The organism is Streptomyces sp. GB4-14, assembly GCF_022696125.1.
Classification (GTDB): Bacteria; Actinomycetota; Actinomycetes; order Streptomycetales; family Streptomycetaceae; genus Streptomyces; species Streptomyces werraensis.
In genome coordinates this window covers 3,849,747-3,868,131 of the sequence record NZ_RZHO01000002.1, presented here as the reverse complement: position 1 = coordinate 3,868,131, position 18,385 = coordinate 3,849,747, and the positions used below count along the sequence as shown (strand labels likewise).

Here is an 18,385-nt window from a genome sequence, read left to right as displayed (position 1 = left end):
ACGGAACGATGGTCGTGTCCTCGCAACACGCCGTCCTGACAGGAGCTCATCCGTGACCACCGCCCCCCTCGCCGACCGGACCACCGCCGTGGCCGCACGTGCCACGGAGCTGTCGAAGATCTACGGCCAGGGCGAGACCCAGGTGGTCGCCCTGGACCGGGTCTCCGTCGACTTCCGGCAGGCCGAGTTCACCGCGATCATGGGTCCCTCCGGCTCGGGCAAGTCCACGCTGATGCACTGCGTCGCCGGGCTCGACACCTTCTCCTCCGGCTCCGTGCGCATCGGCGACACCGAGCTGGGCGCGCTGAAGGACAAGCAGCTCACCCGGCTGCGCCGGGACAAGATCGGCTTCATCTTCCAGGCGTTCAACCTGCTGCCGACGCTGAACGCCCTGGAGAACATCACCCTCCCGATGGACATCGCGGGCCGCAAGCCGGACAAGGAGTGGCTGGACACCGTGATCCGGATGGTCGGTCTGTCCGACCGGCTGAGCCACCGGCCCGCCCAGCTCTCCGGCGGCCAGCAGCAGCGGGTCGCGGTGGCGCGGGCGCTGGCGTCCCGGCCCGACATCGTCTTCGGCGACGAGCCGACCGGCAACCTCGACTCCCGCTCCGGCGCCGAGGTGCTCGGCTTCCTGCGCAACTCGGTGCGCGAGCTGGGCCAGACGGTGGTCATGGTGACCCACGACCCGGTCGCCGCCGCCTACGCGGACCGGGTGGTCTTCCTCGCCGACGGCCGGATCGTCGACGAGCTGTACGGGCCGACGGCCGACTCGGTGCTGGACCGCATGAAGCGCTTCGACGTCAAGGGCCGCACCAGCTGACCCCGCCCCCGCCGCCCGCCCGCCCCTCCCCCGTACCGTCTGGACAGAGAAGACCCATGTTCCGTACCGCCTTGCGCAACGTCTTCGCGCACAAGGCCAGGCTGTTGATGACCGTGCTCGCCGTGATGCTCGGCGTGGCGTTCGTGTCGGGCACCCTGGTCTTCGCGGACACCCTCTCCAACGCCTTCCGCAACCAGTCGGCGAAGAGCTACGACGACGTCGCCGTCGCCGTCACCTCCTACGCCGACCCGGACAACCCCGAGGAGGCGCCCGGCCTGTCCGCCAAGGACCTCGACCGGATCTCCGCCGTGGACGGCGTCGCCGGGGTGTACGGGCGCGTCGAGGGCTTCGCCGGCGTCGCCGACCCCGACGGGAAATTGATCGGCGTCGGCTGGTCCAACAAGGGCTCGAACTTCGCGCCCGGCAAGGACGGCAAGGACCCCGCGTACACGTTCACCGACGGCTCCGGCCCGGTGCGGGACGGCCAGATCGCCCTGGACGAGGAGTCCGCGGCCAAGGGCGAGTACGAGGTCGGCGACCGGGTGCGCGTCGCCACCAACGGCCCGGTGAAGGAGTACACCCTCAGCGGCGTGTTCACCACCGAGGACGGCGCCGTCAACGCCGGCGGCAGCCTCGTCCTCTTCGACACCGCCGTCGCCCAGAAGCAGTACCTCCGACAGGGCTACTTCGAGGACGCCACCGTCGTCGCCGCCCCCGGCGCGGACGACGCGGAGATCCTCGCCGCGGTCGAGCCGCTGCTGCCGGACACCGCGAAGGCGCAGACCGGCGCTGCGCTCGCGGACGAGCAGGCCGACCAGATCGAACAGGGCATGGGCAACCTCAAGCAGGTCCTGCTCGGCTTCGCGGGCATCGCGCTCTTCGTGGGCGTCTTCCTGATCTCCAACACGTTCACGATGCTGGTCGCCCAGCGCACCAAGGAGGTCGCCCTGATGCGCGCGGTCGGCGCGTCCCGCAGGCAGATCACCCGTTCGGTGCTCGCCGAGGCCGCGGTGGTGGGTCTGGTGGCCTCGGCCGTCGGCTTCGTCCTCGGCGTCGGTCTGGCCGTCGGACTGCGCTCCGGCATGGCGGCGTTCGACATGAAGATGCCTGACGGCCCGCTGGTCCTGTCCGCCACTCCGGTGATCTCGGCGTTCGCGGTGGGCGTGCTGATCACGGTGTTCGCCGCCTGGCTGCCCGGCCGCAGGGCCGCGAAGATCCCGCCGGTGGCGGCGATGAACAGCGTGCACGCGGTGGCCACCACCAAGTCGCTGGTGCTGCGCAACTCCATCGGCGGGGCCGTCACCGCCCTCGGCGCGGCGGCGATCGTGGCAGGCGCCTCGACCGGCGGCGACGACGGCCGGATGTACATCGGCGCGGGGGCGTTCCTCGCTCTGATCGGCGTGATCATCCTGATCCCGCTGCTGTCCCGGCCCGTGATCGCACTCGTCCGTCCGCTGCTCGTCGGGCCTTTCGGCGTGGCCGGCAAGCTGGCCGGCCAGAACGCGGTCCGCAACCCGCGCCGCACCGGCGCCACCGCCTCGGCGCTGGCGATCGGACTGACGCTGGTGACCGGCCTGTCGGTGCTCGGCGTCACGGTCGGCACCGCCATCGACAAGATGACCACGGACAACATCAAGGCCGACTACATGGTCACGATGGCCAACGGGGGCGACCTCGACCGGTCCGCGCTGACCGCGCTCGAGAAGGCCGAGGGCGTCTCGGCGGTCTCGCCGCAGCAGGACGCCTACCTCCAGGCCGGCGACGACTACGTGTCCGCCTCCGCGGTCACCCCGGGCGACATCGAGCGGGTCCTGAACGTCGACGTCGTCAGCGGCGACGCCGGCACGCTCGCCGAGGGGCAGATCGCGGTGGCCGAGACCACGGCGAAGAGCAAGGGCTGGAAGCCCGGCGACCGCATCCCCTTCACCTTCGCCGACGAGAAGAAGGCGACGCTGACGGTCGGCGCCGTCTACAAGGACAGCGAGTTCCTCTCGCCCGTCCTCGTCGACACCGCCGTGGTGGACGGGCACGAGGCGAAGCCGTACATCCGGCAGATCTTCGTGAAGGTCGACGGCGGCCAGACCGCGGCGAACGAGCAGGTCCTCGTCGACGCGCTGGGCGACAACCCGGCGATCACCGTCATGGACCGGCAGGACATCCGCGACGAGTTCGGCGGCGCCATCAACACCCTGCTGAACGTCATGTACGGGCTGCTGGCGATGGCGCTGATCATCGCGGTGCTGGGCGTCGTCAACACCCTCGCGATGTCCGTCTTCGAACGCCAGCAGGAGATCGGCATGCTGCGCGCGATCGGTCTGGACCGGCGCCGGGTGAAGCGGATGGTCCGGCTGGAGGCCGTCGTCATCTCGGTCTTCGGCGCGGTGGTCGGCATCGGTCTCGGCACGTTCCTCGGCTGGGCGATCGGCGAGACCGTCGCCGAGGAGATTCCCGGGTACGCGCTGGTCCTGCCCTGGGACCGGATCGGGATCTTCGTGGTGCTGGCCGGTCTGGTGGGCGTCCTGGCCGCCCTGTGGCCTGCCCGCAACGCCGCCCGGCTGAACATGCTGAGCGCGATCAAGGCGGAGTGACCTCGCCGCGACGCGGCACACAGAGGGCCGGGCCTCCCGTACAGGGAGCCCGGCCCTTCGCGTCGTGGTAGGGATCAGGCGGGGCCGGGAGCGCCCCACACCCGGGCCCGCAGCGGCATCCCGGAGGCGCCGGACTCGGGGGTCCGCACCGCGACGACCTGGTTGACTCCGATCCGGTTGCGTTCGAAGGCGAGCGCGGAGGCGGCCATGTACAGCTGCCAGACGCGGGCCCGGCCCGGACCGGTGAGGGCCACGGCACGGGCCCAGTCGGCCTCCAGGTTGGCGACCCAGCGGCGCAGGGTGAGGGCGTAGTGCTCGCGGATCGACTCCACGTCGCGGACCTCGAACCCGGCGCGCTCCAGCAGGGTGACGGTGGTGCCGAGCGGGGCGAGTTCGCCGTCGGGGAAGACGTAGGCGTCGATGAACTCGTCCACCTGGTACGACGACTCGTCGCGCTGCGGGCGGCGGGCGATCTGGTGGTTGAGCAGCCGGCCGCCGGGCCTGAGGAGCCGGTGCAGGGCGGTCGCGTACCCCAGGTACCGCTCGGAGCCGACGTGTTCGGCCATGCCGATGGAGGAGATGGCGTCGTAGGGGCCGTCCGCGACGTCCCGGTAGTCCTGGACGCGGATCTCGACGCGGTCGGTGAGCCCCTCCTCGGCGATCCGCTTGCGGGCGTACGCGGCCTGTTCCTGGGAGAGGGTGATGCCCACGACGTTCACCCCGTGCTCGCGGGCGGCGTGGATCGCCATGGAGCCCCAGCCGCAGCCGACGTCCAGCAGCCGCTGCCCGGGCCGCAGGGCGAGCTTGCGGGCGACCAGTTCGAGCTTGTCGTGCTGCGCCTGTTCGAGGGTGGACTCCGGGGGCGGGGCGGGCCAGTAGGCGCAGGAGTACACCATGGACGGGCCGAGGACGATCTCGTAGAAGTCGTTGCCGACGTCGTAGTGGTGGCTGATGGCGCGCTTGTCGCTGCGCTTGGTGTGCAGTCCGCGGCGGGGTCTGCGGACCTCCTCGCGGGGCGGGGCGGGCGGCAGCGGCGGGCCCGCCATGGCGAGCAGCCGGCGCACCGCCGAGCGGAACTCCGGGTCGCGCAGGGACCGGGCGAGGGTGCGGGCGTCCTCGTCGCGCTCCCAGATGCTCCCGGCGAGCAGGCCCAGCGCAGTGTAGAGGTCGCCCTCGATCGTCAGGTCGCCGGCCACCCAGGCGCGGGCCAGGCCCAGCTCTCCCGGCTTGAACAGCAGGCGGCGCAGGGCGCGCCGGTTGCGCACGACCAGGACGGGGGCCTCCGGGGGGCCGGCTTCCGAGCCGTCCCAGGTGCGGACACGCACCGGGAAGGGTGCGCCGAGCAACTGCTCGAGGATGCCTTTCAGCCGCGAGGCGGCGTCTGCCATGGTGTACACCTCCGTGACCGGATCCCGGAATGTCGACACCACGTAAACACCTGGGCGCGGCCGTGACAGTCCCCGGCGCGCGTCATCTTCGGGCAAAACACGGAAACGCAACCCGCGGGGAGTCACCCGGAGCACGCCGAAGGGGCCGCCCGCACCACGGATGGCGGGCGGCCCCTTCGGGGGCGGCCTGTGCGTGACCGGGGATGAGCCCGGGTCAGGAGGCCTTGGCCTCGGTCTTCCTCGGCTCCTGCGCGGCGGCGGGCGCCGGGGCCGGCTTGGCGGCCTCGTAGAACTCCTCGCGCGGGGACTCGATCGCGCCCAGGGACACGACCTCACGCTTGAGGAACATGCCGAGGGTCCAGTCGGCGAAGACCCGGATCTTGCGGTTCCAGGTCGGCATGGCCAGACCGTGGTAGCCACGGTGCATGTACCAGGCGAGCCGGCCCTTGAGCTTGATCTTGAACTTGCCCATCACGATCATCGCGACGCCCTTGTGCAGGCCGAGGCCCGCGACCGCGCCCTTGTTGGCGTGGCTGTACTCCTTCTGCGGGAAGCCCCGCATGCCGGAGATCACGTTGTCGCCGAGGACCTTGGCCTGGCGCAGCGCGTGCTGGGCGTTCGGCGGGCACCAGGCGTTCTCGTTGCCGGCCTTGCGGCCCACGAGGTCCGGGACCTGGGCGTTGTCGCCCGCGGCCCAGATGTAGTCGGTGCCCTTGACCTGGAGCGTCGGCTCGGTGTCGACGTGGCCGCGCGGGCCGAGCGGCAGGCCGAAGCGGGCCAGCGCCGGGTTGGGCTTGACGCCCGCGGTCCACACGATGGTGCCGGCGTCGACCTCGAGGCCGTTCTTCAGCACCACGTGGCCGTCGACGCAGGAGTCCATGGAGGTGGACAGGTAGACCTCGACGCCGCGGCTCTCGAGGTGCTCCTTGCCGTACGCGCCGAGCTTGGGGCCGACCTCGGGAAGGATCTTGTCGGCGGCGTCGACGAGGATGAAGCGCATGTCCTCGCGGGACACCGTCTTGTAGTACTTGGCCGCGTCCCGGGCCATGTCCTCGACCTCACCGACGGTCTCCGCGCCGGCGAAGCCGCCGCCCACGAAGACGAAGGTGAGCGCCTTGCGGCGGATCTCCTCGTCCGTGGTGGAGTCGGCCTTGTCGAGCTGCTCGAGGACGTGGTTGCGCAGGCCGATGGCCTCCTCGACGCCCTTCATGCCGATGCCCTGCTCGGCGAGGCCGGGGATCGGGAAGGTGCGGGAGACCGCGCCGAGCGCGATCACCAGGTAGTCGAAGGGCAGCTCGTACGCCTCGCCGACCAGCGGGGCGATCGTGGCGACCTTGCGGTCCTGGTCGATGGTGGTGACCCGGCCGGTGAGGACCTCCGCCTTGGGAAGCACGCGCCGCAACGGGACGACGACGTGCCGCGGGGAGATGCTGCCGGCGGCGGCTTCGGGGAGGAAGGGCTGGTAGGTCATGTACGACCGCGGGTCGACGACGGTGACGGTCGCCTCGCCGTAACGCATCTTCTTCTGGATGCGCCGAGCTGCGTACAGGCCTACGTACCCACCGCCTACTACGAGGATCCTGGGACGCTCCGTGGTGCTCATGCCATCGAGTATCCACCCGCCCGAGGGGGGTACCTCGTGCGCCCCTTCACAAGCTCCGGCAGGGCCTGTGCTACACTCCCGCGCTTCTTGATCCAGATCACAGTCCTGATCGGGAACCGGACTCCCGCCTGACGCGTTGTCAATGCCGCGTGAGCTGCCTCTCTGCGGCCCCGGACGGTCCGTGAGGCCGACCGGGCGGTCGGCGCGAGGGGTGTGCGTGAATCCCCCGCGACCCCCTTCTGAACGTGTTCAAAGGGGTGTTGAGCGCCCGAACGGGTCAATCGGACCCCCTTCTTCGCCCTCCCGGGGCCAATTCCTTGTGAAGAACTTCACGAACTTTCCCGGGGAGGTCCGTCCCGGGGGGCCCGAAGGCCCCCCGGAGCGCCGCTCAAACGCTATCCCGACTGCTCAGCGGAGTGCTACTGACTGGTAACAAAAGAGAGCTAGGCCACGGACCAGGCGATCCCGTCGAGGATGTCGTGCTCGGACACCACGACCTCCTCGGCGCCCGTGCGCTCCATGATCGCCAGCAGCACCAGGGCGCCCGCGCCGATCACGTCGACCCGGCCCGGATGCATGGACGGCACCGCGGCCCGCTCGGCGTGGGTGGAGCGCAGCAGCCACCCGGTGATCTCCCGGACCCGCTCACGGGAGACGCGGGAGTGGTGGATGGCGGCCGAGTCGTACTCGGGCAGGTCCTGGGCGATCGCCGACACGGTGGTGACGGACCCCGCCAGGCCCACCAGCGTCCGCGCCTCGCGCAGCGGCACCGCCTCCTCCGCCCGGTCTAGGGCGGCCTCGATGTCGGCGCGCATCGCGGCGATCTGCTCCTCGGTGGGCGGGTCCGTCACGGCCCCGTCCCGCACCAGGTGACGCTCGGTCATCCGGACGCAGCCGACGTCCACGGAGCGGGCGGCGCGCACCTGGTCGTCGCCGACGACGAACTCGGTGGAGCCGCCGCCGATGTCCACCACGAGGAACGGCCGGCGCAGGTCGTCCCGCCCGGTCAGCTCCTTGGTGGCGCCGGTGAAGGAGAACTCCGCCTCCTGGTCGCCGGTGATCACCTCGGGCTCCACGCCCAGGATGTCCACCACCCCGCGCACGAAGTCGTCGCGGTTCTCGGCGTCGCGGGAGGCCGAGGTGGCGACGAAGCGCAGGTGCTCCGAGGCGCCGTGCTTCTCGATGATCTCCGCGTACTCGCGGCAGGCGGCGAAGGTGCGCTCCAGCGCCTCCGGGGCCAGTCGGCCGGTGCGGTCGACGCCCTGGCCGAGCCGCACGATGGTCATCCGCCGGTCCAGGTCGGTGAGTTCGCCGGTCGCCGGGTCGGCGTCGGCGACCAGCAGGCGGATGGAGTTCGTACCGCAGTCGATCGCGGCGACCCGGGTCACTGGGCGCCTCCCTCGGCCGCGGGCGTCACGCAGGGGCCCTTGGCCCACCACTCCGGCAGCATCGCCAGCGCCTCGTCGCCGAGCGGGTTGACGCCCGGCCCGGCGGCCAGCGAGTGCGCGACGAGGACGTGCAGGCACTTCACCCGGTCCGGCATGCCGCCGGCGCTGGGGAAGTTCTTCAGCTCCTCGATCTCGTCGCGGCGCCGGATGTAGTCCTCGTGCGCGGCGCGGTAGGCCGCCGCCAGCTCCGGGTCGGCGGCCAGCCGCTCGGTCATCTCCTTCATCACGCCGTTCGCCTCCAGCGTGCCGATCGCGGAGTTCGCCCGCGGGCACGTCAGGTAGTACAGCGTCGGGAAGGGCGTGCCGTCGGGCAGCCGCGGCGCGGTCTCCACGACGTCCGGCTGCCCGCAGGGACAGCGGTGCGCGATGGCGCGCAGCCCGCGCGGGGGCCGGCCGAGCTGCTGCTTGAAGGCCTCGACGTCCGCGTCGGTGGGCTCGGTACGCGGGGTCGTGGGCGGAGGGGTGTCCATACGTGTCTTTCTGCGGTGTTCCGTCGGGTCACTGGGCGGCGGCGTCGGCCTTGTCGACGCCGTCCCAGACGTTGGCGTACCAGGGACGGTCGGCGGCCCGGAGGTCGCCGCGCGTGGTGTCGGCGCCGGCCGGGTCGACGACGATGTAGCCGGTCTCCCCCGGCATGACGTAGTGCAGGCGCCTGCGGATCTCCTGCTCGGCGTAGGCGTCGTCCTGCCAGCGGGCCTTGAGGTCGCGCAGCCGTTCGACCCGGCGGCGGGTCTCGTCCTGCTCCTTCTGCAGGTCGGCGATCTCCGCGCGCTGGGAGACGTACTGCCGCATCGGGTAGGCGAGGGCCACGACCAGGGAGCAGAGGACCAGGGCGAGCAGGGCCGCGCGGCCGGTCAGCCGTGAGCGGCGGGCCTGCCGCTTGGTCTGCGAGCGGTAGACCCGGGCCGCGGTCTGCTCACCGATCAGCCGGATCCTGGTCGCGGTGGAGAAACGGTCCCGGTCCTTCACCGCCATGTTCCCGCCTCTCGTTCGGTCTCATACACGCGTACGTCCCCGCACACGGTACGGGACCGGGTACGGGGACGTACGTACGACGCTTCCTGCGGGGGCGAGGTCAGCCCCTGCTGTGCCTACTGGTTCGCAGCGCGGAACCGGGGGAAGGCGCTGCGGCCGGCGTACACCGCGGCGTCGTCGAGGATCTCCTCGATGCGCAGCAGCTGGTTGTACTTGGCGACGCGCTCGGAGCGGGCCGGGGCGCCGGTCTTGATCTGGCCGCAGTTGGTGGCGACGGCGAGGTCGGCGATGGTGACGTCCTCGGTCTCGCCGGAGCGGTGGGACATCATGCACTTGAAGCCGTTGCGCTGGGCCAGCTCGACGGCGTCCAGGGTCTCGGTGAGCGAGCCGATCTGGTTCACCTTCACCAGCAGGGCGTTGGCGGCGCCCTCCTCGATGCCGCGGGCCAGGCGCTCCGGGTTGGTGACGAACAGGTCGTCGCCGACGAGCTGGACCTTGTCGCCGAGCTTGTCGGTGATGGTCTTCCAGCCCTCCCAGTCGTCCTCGAACAGCGGGTCCTCGATGGACACGAGCGGGTACGCGTCGACGAGCTCCGCGTAGTACTCGGTCATCTCGGCCGCCGAGCGCTCCTTGCCCTCGAAGGTGTAGACGCCGTCCTTGTAGAACTCGGAGGCGGCCACGTCGAGGGCGAGGGCGATCTGCTCGCCGGGGGTGTAACCGGCTTCCTTGATGGCCTCGAGGATGAGGTCGAGGGCCTCGCGGTTGGAGCCGAGGTTCGGGGCGAAGCCGCCCTCGTCGCCCAGACCGGTGGCCAGGCCCTTGCCCTTCAGCACCTTCTTGAGGGTGTGGTAGACCTCGGCGCCCCAGCGCAGGGCCTCGGAGAAGGACTCCGCGCCGATCGGGGCGATCATGAACTCCTGGATGTCCACGTTGGAGTCGGCGTGCGAGCCGCCGTTCAGGATGTTCATCATCGGCACCGGCAGCAGGTGCGCGTTCGGGCCGCCCAGGTAGCGGAACAGCGGCAGGTCGCTGGCCTCGGAGGCGGCGTGCGCGACGGCGAGCGAGACGCCGAGGATGGCGTTGGCGCCGAGCGAGCCCTTGTTGTCGGTGGCGTCCAGGTCGAACATCGCCTGGTCGATCAGGCGCTGCTCGGTGGCGTCGTAGCCGACGAGCTCCGGGCCGATCTGCTCGATGACGGCCAGGACGGCCTTCTCGACGCCCTTGCCCAGGTAACGGCCGGCGTCGCCGTCACGGAGTTCGATGGCCTCGAAGGCGCCGGTGGAGGCGCCGGACGGGACGGCGGCACGACCCGTGCTGCCGTCGTCGAGGCCGACCTCGACCTCGACCGTGGGGTTGCCTCGGGAGTCCAGGATTTCCCGGGCTACGACGACGTCGATGGACGGCACGAGCATCTCCTTCTTGGGATGTGACGCGGGTGAGCGGGGCCGCGGGGGCCCTGCGGGTCCGAGCCTAACCGGCTCCGGGCGATCGGCCATCTCGCCGCCCGCCTCATGGACAGAACCGAGAATAGATTGTTTCCGGACGGAACAAAGCCGGTTCGGGAAACCGTGACCGGAACGCGTCCGGACATGACCCCGCCCCGGTGCGTACGGGGGAAGAAACGCACCGGGGCGGGGAGCCCGTGGGGACGGGGAGGGACCTGGCGGTCGCTGCTTACTTGAGGTGCAGCTGCTGGCCCGGGTAGATGAGATCGGCGTCGTCGACGATGTCGTCGTTCAGCTCGAACAGCTTCGCCCAGCCGCCCTTGACCTCGTGCTCCGCGGCGATGGAGCTGAGGGTGTCACCCTTGACGACCTTGTACTCGCCGTCGCCCTTCTCGACCTTCTTGCCGGTCGGGGTGGTCACGGTCTTCTTCTCGGCCTTCTGCTCGGCCGGGGCGGCCGGGGCGGCCTGGCGCTCGGCGGAGCGGGAGGCCTTCTGCTCGCTCTCACGCGACTCGGTCGAGCCGGACTCCTGCGAGGAGCCCTCGGCGGAGCCGCCGTCGTAGGAGGCGTTGGACAGGCCGGTGCCGCAGACCGGCCAGGCGCCCTTGCCCTGGCCCGCGAGGACCTTCTCGGCGATCTCGATCTGCTGGGCCTTGGAGGCCTGGTCGGCGGTGGCGGCGTACTGCGTGCCGCCGTACGCGGCCCAGGTGGAGGCGGAGAACTGCAGACCGCCGTAGTAACCGTTGCCGGTGTTGATGGACCAGTTGCCGCCGGACTCGCACTGGGCGACGGCGTCCCACTCGGACGCGGTGGCCGCGGAGGCGGTGCCGGACGCCATCAGCGGGCCGGCGACGGCGGCGCCGGCGACACCGGCGATGGCGATGGCGCGAGTGGCCTTGGACGGACGACGGTGCTTGCCCTTGCCGGAAAACAGCATGGATGGATCCCCTCACCGACGCCTACGAGGTGAGCTGTCGGGTTCGGGCCGGTTGAGTTGCCCGGCCACGTCCCTCCCGGGACGCGGCTTCACCCCGAGCCGTACCGGACGTCAACCGTCCGGTCGCGGCACTTACCTGGGTCCCCCGCTCCTGCCTACGGCGCATGACGCGACGACTGTTCCCGTGCTGCCACTGGCAGGATTCGGCGTGGCGGCAGCCGGGGCCCGCGGTGGCGAGCGGTCACGACCGTAAGCACGTGATCGACGGAATTTCAAAGATGATCAGGGCCTCTGAGACCTATCTCTCACAGTCCTTATTACGGACATTCAGCCCTTATCGCTCCGTCAACTGCCGCCGTCCGCAGGCGTCTTCGACCGCCCGTTTCCTACCGCTATTCGGCGGTCTCGGCGTCCACCAGGAGCCGCTGGCCAGGCAGGATGAGGTCCGGGTCGTCGCCGATGACCTGCTGGTTCTCCACGTAGAGCGCCGTCCATCCGCCGGTCAGGGCAAGGGAGTCGGCGATGGAGGCCAGGCTGTCGCCGTTCTGGACGGTGTAGCGGTCGTCGGCGATGCCGGCGGGCGTGTCCACGGAGGGCGAGGCGTGCCGGCCGGACGACGGGGTCCCGGCGTCGGCGGTCGCGTCCTCCTGCGCGCTGGGACCGCGGTGACGGCCCGAGCCGCTGTCCTCGGACCCGGTGACGGCCGAAGAACCGGTACTCTGCCCCGACTTGTCCGACTCGTCACCTTCGGGGGTGGCGGAGGCGGAGGCGGACGGGGAGGCGGAGGCGCCGGCGTCCGCGCCACTCTTGACCTCACCGGACGAACCGGACGTGGCCGACGGAGAGGGGGAAGCGGACGAATCACCGGATTCCGGCGAACCGGACGGTGTGCCGGTGCCGCCGGTCCCGGAGTCGTCCCGGTCCGTACCGTCCGGCACGCCCGGGTCGACGTTCGGGGACGCGGTGTCCTGGTTCAGACCCGTGAGCAGGCCGCAGGCGCGCCACTTGCCGACCCCCTGGTCGGCGAGGATCCTCTCGGCCACGGTGATCTGCTGGTTGCGGCTGGCCTCGTCGGCGCTGGGCGCGAACTCCAGGCCGCCGTAGTTCTCCCAGTCGTCCTGGGTCAACTGCAGGCCGCCGTAGTAGCCGTTGCCGGTGTTCTGGCTCCAGGAGCCGCCGCTCTCGCACTCCGCGACCCGGTCCCAGGTCTCACCGTCCGCCGCGCTGGCGGCGCCCGCCCCGAGGAGCGGGATCGCGATCGCGGAGCCGGTCACCCCGGCGGCGACGAGCAGAGCCGGAGCCTGGCGGGGGCGACGGTGTCGGCCGTTCCCGGAGAGCATGCGGAAGCCTTTCACTCGGCAGCAAGGACCGGCACGGGCGAGCAAAACCTTGCGGCGCGCCGTACTTGATGGGTGAACGTATAGGCAGTCGATCACTTGTCACAAGTTCATGCCGTGCAGATCACATGGAGATCACAGAGTTGAGCATGTCTCAGGTTTCCGCGCGTCGGCCCCCGGGCACGGACAGGAAGGTCAGGTGTGTCCTGAACTCCGCCCTGAACGCGGAGGGGAGAATTCCACCGGAAGCGTGCGGAGTCCCCGCATGATGAGGCCGCCGCGCCAGCGCAGTTCGGCCGGATCCGCGGCGAGCCGGAGGTCCGGAAGGCGCGTCAGAAGCGTGGCGAGCGCGGTCTGCCCCTCCAGGCGCGCGAGCGGGGCGCCCAGGCAGTAGTGGATGCCGTGCCCGTACCCCAGGTGCTGGTTGTCGCGGCGGCCCAGGTCCAGGGTGTCCGGGTCGGTGAACCGCTCCGGGTCCCGGTCGGCCGCGGCCAGCACGACGAGCACCGGGTCGCCGGTCTCGATCCGCTGCCCGCCGATGACGACCGGTTCCGTGGCGAACCGCCAGGTCGCCAGCTCCACCGGGCCGTCGTAGCGGAGCAGTTCCTCCACCCCGGTCGCCAGCAGCCCGCGGTCCCCCTCGGCCAGCGCCCGCTGCAGACGCTCCCGCTGCCCGGGGTGCGTGAGCAGGGCGTAGGTGCCGTTGCCGATCAGGTTGACCGTCGTCTCGAAGCCGGCGAAGAGGAGGATGAACGCCATCGCGGCGGCCTCGTTCTCCGTGAGGTGCTCGCCGTGGTCGGAGGCGCGGATCAGACCGGAGATGAGGTCCTCGCCGGGGGCGGGCTCGGCGGGCAGCGCCTGACGCTTGCGGTGGATCAGCTCGGCGAGGTAGGCGCGCATCTTCTTCACCGACCGCGCCACCCCGCCGCGCGGGCCGCCGCCGTGACGGATCATCATGCCCGCCCAGTCCCGGAAGTCGTCCTGGTCCTCGCGCGGGACGCCGAGCAGGTCGCAGATGGCGTAGATGGGGAGGGGGAAGGCGAAGTCGTGGATGAGATCGGCGGTGCCGCCGCCGTTCGTCGTGAAACGGTCGATGAGGTCGTCCGTGAGTTCCTGCACGCGGGGGGCGAACTCGGCCACGCGGCGCGGGGTGAACGCCTTGCTGACCAGGCGGCGGAGGCGGGTGTGGTCCGGGGGGTCGATGTTCAGCAGGTGCGTCATGAGGTCGGCCTGCCGCTCGCCCGGGATGCCGGTCTTGCCCTTCGCGTGCGCGGGCTCGTCGTGGTGCGCGGGGTTCTTCGACAGACGGTTGTCGGCGAGGGTCTGACGGGCGTCGGCGTAACGGGTGACCAGCCAGGCGTCGACGCCGCTGGGCAGCTTCGTCTTGTGCACGGGGGCGTGCTCGCGGAGCCAGGCGTAGGCGGGGTAGGGGTTGGCCGCGAACTCCCATGTGAACAGGTCGGGGGCCGGGGAGGGGGGTGACTGGTCACGCATGGGGTGACCCTAACGGGCCGGGGATTCGGGGCCGCGGGCCCGTGCGGGTGGGTGGGGGCTGGGCGCGCAGTTCCCCGCGCCCCTGGAAGGGGGTGGCTCGCACCGCGAGTATGTGCGGGTCCGCGGGACTTGCTCGCGCCGTTCCCCGCGCCCCTTCAGGCCCTGACGGGCCTGGCATCGGGCCGGCGGGCCCGTGCGGGTGAGTGAGGGCTGGGCGCGCAGTTCCCCGCGCCCCTTCAGGCCCTGAGGGGCGCGGGGAACTGCGCGAACGGGGGTTCGGGGGCGGGGCCCCCGTGGTGGTGGGTCAGCCGCCCCCGGTCTTTTCCGTCGCGCGGATCGCGTCCCGGTACACCCGGGCGGCAGCCCGAAGAGCCGCTTCCGCGTCCACCCCCTCCGCCTCCGCCCGCGCGGCCAGCGCCAGCAGCTCGTAGCCGATCCCCTCCCCGGAGGGGAGAGGAACGGACAGGCCCGCCGAGCGGGCCCGCGACGCCAGCTTGGTGGCGAGCGCCAGCGCCGGCTGCCCCACCGGCACCCCGTCCGTGACGGACTCCCTCCGCTTCTCCTCCGCCTTCGTCCGCATCCAGTGCGCCTTGACCTCCTCCGGCGTCCGCGCCGTCTCCTCCCCGAAGACGTGCGGATGCCGGTGGACGAGCTTGGCGACGATCCCGCCCGCGACGTCGTCGACCGAGAAGGGCTCCTCCGGGTGCTCCTCGGCGATGCGCGCGTGGAAGACGACCTGGAGCAGCACGTCCCCCAGTTCCTCGCGCAGCTCGTCCCGGTCGCCGTCCTCGATGGCCTCGACGAGCTCGTACGCCTCCTCGATGCCGTACTTGGCGAGGCCCTTGTGGGTCTGCTGCGAGGACCAGGGGCACTCGGCGCGGATGCGGTCCATGACCTGGACCAGGTCGAGCAGGCGGGCGCCGGGCAGGTCGTAGGAGGCGGGCAGCAGCTCCAGCTCGGGCATGCGGACCCGGCCGCTGCCGGCCATCCGCGCCAGTCCGTCGGTGAGCGCGGGCTCGCCCTCGCCGGTCGCGACGACGACCACCGTGCGGCCGCCGGCGCAGGCGTCGACGACCTCCTCCGCGGTGGGCGCGGCCTCCTCGACGGCTATTCCGGCCTCGCGCAGGTACGGCAGCTGCGGGTGGGCGCCGTCCGCGCACAGCACCCGGTCGGCCGTGCGCAGGACCTGCCAGGCGGGCCAGGACAGCAGTCCTGGCGCGACCCGGTGGCTGGTGGTGAGCAGGACGACACGGCCGGGGGCGGGGCTGGTTGCGTTCACCCTTCGAAACTAGCCCACCTCACAGGCCCAGCGGCGGCCCGTCCACGGCGGTGACGTCCTTCACCCACGGCGTCTTCGCGTCGACCCGGCTGCTCTTCTCCGCGTCCCACTCGCCGTAGCGCGGGTTGAGGTCGACGTCGAGCTCCTTGCTCGCGTCGGACAGCGCCTTCCAGAACTCGGGCCGGCTGGTGTCGGTGCCGAGCTTCTGGGCGAGCTTCTGCGCCGTCACCTGGAGGCGGAGGTTGTCGTCGAGGCGCTGCGGCGGGACGCCGTACTGCTGGAGCCAGGCGGCCTCCAGCGCCTTCGCGCCGCCGGCCTGCTCCTCGAACTCGGCCCGCGTCCGCTGCACCTCGCGGTCGGAGACCGTCACCCCGGCGTCGCGCGCGGCGCGCTCGAGCACCCGGTCCAGCACCATGCTGTGCAGGGTGTCGCGGGTCAGACCGCCGGTGCGGGCGATGGCCTGCTGGTACTGCGCCTCGTCCGGAACGGCCTTCCGCTGCGCGGCACGCACCTCGTCGACGCGGTTCTCCAGCTGCGACACGGTGATCCGCTCCCCGCCGACCACGGCCGCCGCACCGGGGTGCGCGTCGTTCCCGCAGGCGGTGAGCAGAGGGGCCGCGGCGATCGCGGCGGTGAGGAGGAACGCGGTGCGACGACGGCGGTGCAAGGAAACCTCCTGAGGAGAGCTTGTGCGGCGGTGCACAAAGTCTTGCGGTGATCGATGGTAGGCATCGGCCAAGCTCTGGCCAACCCATTCGACCAACGATTCACGGCGACTTCCGGCACCGCCGCGCCCGCCGTCTCCCCCGCGCGGGCCCTATCCGCGCACCTGCCCCAGCCACTGGAGGGTGCGCCGGATGTCCGCCGCGAGCGGGTGCCCCGGCCCCTGGACGCGCTCGACGTCGTGCAGCAGCCGCACCAGCGTGTCGTGCGCGGCGGCCCGGTCGCCGAGGGCGAGCAGCAGATGCCCGATGCGGCGCCGCACGTCGTGGGCCTGCTGCGGGTCCCCGGCGGCCACGTACCGGTTCTCGTAGTACGGCAGCAGCGCGCGGTACTCGGCGAGGGCGGCCGCCGGGTCGCCGAGCTGCTCCAGGCACTGGGCGGCCTCGTAGCGGTGGCGCAGCGACTGCGGGTCGGCCTGGCCCGCCTCGGCCGCGCGCTCGTCGGCGAGGCGGCGCAGCTCGGGCAGGGCCCGCCGGTACTGGCCGTCGTCGAGGAGCGTGGCCGCGTACTGCTTGCGCAGGGTGCGCACCACCGGGGAGTGCTCGCCGTGCTGTTCGGCGGCGACCGGGAGGATCGAGCCGAGGATGTCGACGGCCTGGGTGATGCGGCCCTCGCCGAGCAGCCGCTTCACCTCGTCGACGGCGGCGGCCACGTCGGCCTTCTCCGCCGCCGGCGCCGGCGGCGCGGCGGGCGCGGGCTGCGGCGCCGGCGTCCTGGCGCGGTCCGGCCAGGGCGCGTGCGGGCGCAGGAAGGGCCGGGTCGGGTCCAGCGGGGCGCCGGTGGGCGTGCCCCGGGAGGGCAGCAGCAGCGCCAGGTGCTCGTACACCTCCTGCGCGGAGTCCGGCCGGTGCTGCGGGTCCTTGGCGAGCAGCCGCAGAACCAGCGCCTCCAGCGCCTCCGGCACCTCGGGGCGCAGCCGCCGCACCGGCACGGGCGGCTCGTACAGATGCCGGTGCAGCACCCCGAGCGCCGTGGAGCCGGAGAACGGCACGTCGCCGCTGAGCAGTTCGTGCATCAGCACGCCGAGCGCGTACAGGTCGGTGTACGGGCCGACCGCGCCGCCCATCGCCTGCTCGGGCGCCATGTAGGCGGGCGAGCCGATGGGCGTGCCGGTGTGGGTCAGACGCGTGGTGTCGGCGTCCATCACGGAGGCCACGCCGAGGTCGAGGACCGTGACCGTGCCGTCCTGCTTCACCATCACGTTCCGCGGCTTGAGGTCGCGGTGGACGATCGGCACCGCGTGCACGGCGCTGAGCACGGCGCACAGCTGCGCGGCGACCGCGACCGCCCACTGCCACGGGTACGGGTCGTGCTCGGCGAGGTGGTCGCCGAGGTCGGCGCCGTCGACGTACTGCATGACGAGGAACAGCTCCTCGCCCTCGCTGCCCGCGTCGTGCACGGTGACCAGGCCGGGGTGGTCGACCTGCGCGGTCACCCGGCACTCGCGCACGAAGCGGCGGCGCAGCTCGTCGGCCTCGTGTCCTGCCACCTTGTCGGGGCGCAGCAGCTTCACCGCCACGCGGCGGTCCAGCCGCTTGTCGTAGGCCGTCCAGACCTGTCCCATGCCGCCCTGGCCGATGAGCGTGGACAGTTCGTAGCGGCCGGCGACGACCCGTCCCGTCGTCGCGCTCACCGTCCGCCCTCGTGGTCACCCTGCGGCCGCTGCTGTCCGTCCTGCCGGCGCAGGTAGTCGCTGAGCTCGTCGAGCTCGGCGCGCACCTGGTCGATCCGGGCGGGCGCGGGTCCCTGCGGGGGCTGCGCCTGCGGCGGGGGGACGGGGACGGGCGGGGCGGTGGAGGGCGGCACGGGGCCGGGGTACGGGGTGTGCGGGGGCTGCGGCTGGGGCTGAGACAGGGTCGTGGGCGTGTACGGCGAGGCCGGCTGCGGATAGCCGTAGGGGGCGGGGCCGTTCGGCGCGTGGGCCGGGGCGGCGTGCGGCGACGGCGGCACCGGGCCGCCGTACCGGCCGTGCTGCCGGGGCAGGCGGATGTCGACGATCAGGTAGTAGGCGCTGGAGCAGGCGCCGAGCAGGAGGAGGACGGCGAGGGCCGCGTCGGTGCGCCAGTCGGTCTCCGGGAAGGCGCCCATCACGACCATGGCCACGACGGCCAGCGGGATGCTCGCCCAGGCCGCTATCCAGTCGTGGACCCGCCCGCGCAGCACCGCGATCCTGAACAGCGGCACGGCGGACAGCATCCCGCAGCACAGCACCCCGGAGGCCGCGTACAGCACGCGCTGCGTGATGACCGATCCCGAGCTGGGTGGGGGCGGCGGCGCGCCGTGGCCGTACATGCTGCTCCTGGACGGGTGTAGCCGATGTGTGAACTCCGGTGGAGGGTCCGAGC

Annotated in this window: 15 protein-coding genes and 1 riboswitch; of the genes, 2 read left to right on the top strand and 13 right to left on the bottom strand. The window is 72.0% G+C overall.

Features of this window, described 5'->3' with window-relative positions:
* Positions 1 to 52 precede the first annotated feature (52 nt).
* Together ELQ39_RS19095 and ELQ39_RS19090 are read left to right on the top strand one after the other, a co-directional pair.
* On the top strand, positions 53 to 823 hold the full coding sequence (locus ELQ39_RS19095) for an ABC transporter ATP-binding protein (protein ID WP_242592988.1): 771 nt from the start codon (positions 53 to 55) through the stop codon (positions 821 to 823).
* Between the two features lie 56 nt (positions 824 to 879).
* The gene (locus tag ELQ39_RS19090) at positions 880 to 3,411 is read left to right on the top strand and encodes an ABC transporter permease (protein ID WP_242592985.1); all 2,532 of its coding nucleotides are present in this window, start codon (positions 880 to 882) and stop codon (positions 3,409 to 3,411) included.
* Positions 3,412 to 3,485: 74 nt separating this feature from the next.
* Here the strand turns inward: ELQ39_RS19090 and ELQ39_RS19085 are convergent, their stop codons facing one another.
* The 13 genes from ELQ39_RS19085 to ELQ39_RS19025 all read right to left on the bottom strand — a co-directional run bounded on the left by ELQ39_RS19085 (position 3,486) and on the right by ELQ39_RS19025 (position 18,332).
* Positions 3,486 to 4,799: a class I SAM-dependent methyltransferase gene (locus tag ELQ39_RS19085; protein WP_242592983.1), complete on the bottom strand. Its 1,314-nt coding sequence runs from the start codon at positions 4,797 to 4,799 to the stop codon at positions 3,486 to 3,488.
* A 214-nt stretch (positions 4,800 to 5,013) separates the two neighbouring features.
* The gene (locus tag ELQ39_RS19080; RefSeq protein WP_242592981.1) at positions 5,014 to 6,402 is read right to left on the bottom strand and encodes an NAD(P)/FAD-dependent oxidoreductase; all 1,389 of its coding nucleotides are present in this window, start codon (positions 6,400 to 6,402) and stop codon (positions 5,014 to 5,016) included.
* 443 nt (positions 6,403 to 6,845) lie between these two features.
* Positions 6,846 to 7,790 carry a Ppx/GppA phosphatase family protein gene (locus ELQ39_RS19075; protein WP_190002764.1) on the bottom strand — a complete coding sequence of 315 codons (945 nt, stop codon included), beginning with the start codon at positions 7,788 to 7,790 and terminating at the stop codon, positions 6,846 to 6,848.
* Complete coding sequence (locus ELQ39_RS19070) at positions 7,787 to 8,320, bottom strand: DUF501 domain-containing protein (protein WP_190002765.1); 534 nt, start codon at positions 8,318 to 8,320, stop codon at positions 7,787 to 7,789. The genes ELQ39_RS19075 and ELQ39_RS19070 overlap by 4 nt, the downstream gene beginning before the upstream one ends.
* Positions 8,321 to 8,348: 28 nt before the next feature.
* The gene (locus ELQ39_RS19065; protein WP_048457335.1) at positions 8,349 to 8,825 is read right to left on the bottom strand and encodes an FtsB family cell division protein; all 477 of its coding nucleotides are present in this window, start codon (positions 8,823 to 8,825) and stop codon (positions 8,349 to 8,351) included.
* Between the two features lie 116 nt (positions 8,826 to 8,941).
* A complete protein-coding gene (gene eno, locus ELQ39_RS19060; protein WP_190002767.1) occupies positions 8,942 to 10,231 on the bottom strand; it encodes a phosphopyruvate hydratase in 1,290 nt (429 codons plus the stop codon).
* 268 nt (positions 10,232 to 10,499) lie between these two features.
* Positions 10,500 to 11,207 carry a transglycosylase family protein gene (locus ELQ39_RS19055; protein WP_225626867.1) on the bottom strand — a complete coding sequence of 236 codons (708 nt, stop codon included), beginning with the start codon at positions 11,205 to 11,207 and terminating at the stop codon, positions 10,500 to 10,502.
* A gap of 4 nt (positions 11,208 to 11,211) precedes the next feature.
* Positions 11,212 to 11,380, bottom strand: a riboswitch (cyclic di-AMP (ydaO/yuaA leader).
* A 219-nt stretch (positions 11,381 to 11,599) separates the two neighbouring features.
* The gene (locus tag ELQ39_RS19050) at positions 11,600 to 12,547 is read right to left on the bottom strand and encodes a transglycosylase family protein (protein ID WP_242592979.1); all 948 of its coding nucleotides are present in this window, start codon (positions 12,545 to 12,547) and stop codon (positions 11,600 to 11,602) included.
* A gap of 192 nt (positions 12,548 to 12,739) precedes the next feature.
* Positions 12,740 to 14,038: a cytochrome P450 family protein gene (locus ELQ39_RS19045; RefSeq protein ID WP_242592978.1), complete on the bottom strand. Its 1,299-nt coding sequence runs from the start codon at positions 14,036 to 14,038 to the stop codon at positions 12,740 to 12,742.
* A 304-nt stretch (positions 14,039 to 14,342) separates the two neighbouring features.
* Positions 14,343 to 15,317: a nucleoside triphosphate pyrophosphohydrolase gene (locus tag ELQ39_RS19040; RefSeq protein ID WP_242592977.1), complete on the bottom strand. Its 975-nt coding sequence runs from the start codon at positions 15,315 to 15,317 to the stop codon at positions 14,343 to 14,345.
* A 19-nt stretch (positions 15,318 to 15,336) separates the two neighbouring features.
* Positions 15,337 to 15,984, bottom strand: a complete 648-nt coding sequence (locus ELQ39_RS19035) for a SurA N-terminal domain-containing protein (RefSeq protein WP_225626871.1) — start codon at positions 15,982 to 15,984, stop codon at positions 15,337 to 15,339.
* A 150-nt stretch (positions 15,985 to 16,134) separates the two neighbouring features.
* Positions 16,135 to 17,631, bottom strand: coding sequence for a protein kinase domain-containing protein (locus ELQ39_RS19030; RefSeq protein ID WP_277995185.1), 1,497 nt, complete (start codon positions 17,629 to 17,631; stop codon positions 16,135 to 16,137).
* 38 nt (positions 17,632 to 17,669) lie between these two features.
* The gene (locus tag ELQ39_RS19025) at positions 17,670 to 18,332 is read right to left on the bottom strand and encodes a hypothetical protein (RefSeq protein WP_225626873.1); all 663 of its coding nucleotides are present in this window, start codon (positions 18,330 to 18,332) and stop codon (positions 17,670 to 17,672) included.
* Positions 18,333 to 18,385 lie beyond the last annotated feature (53 nt).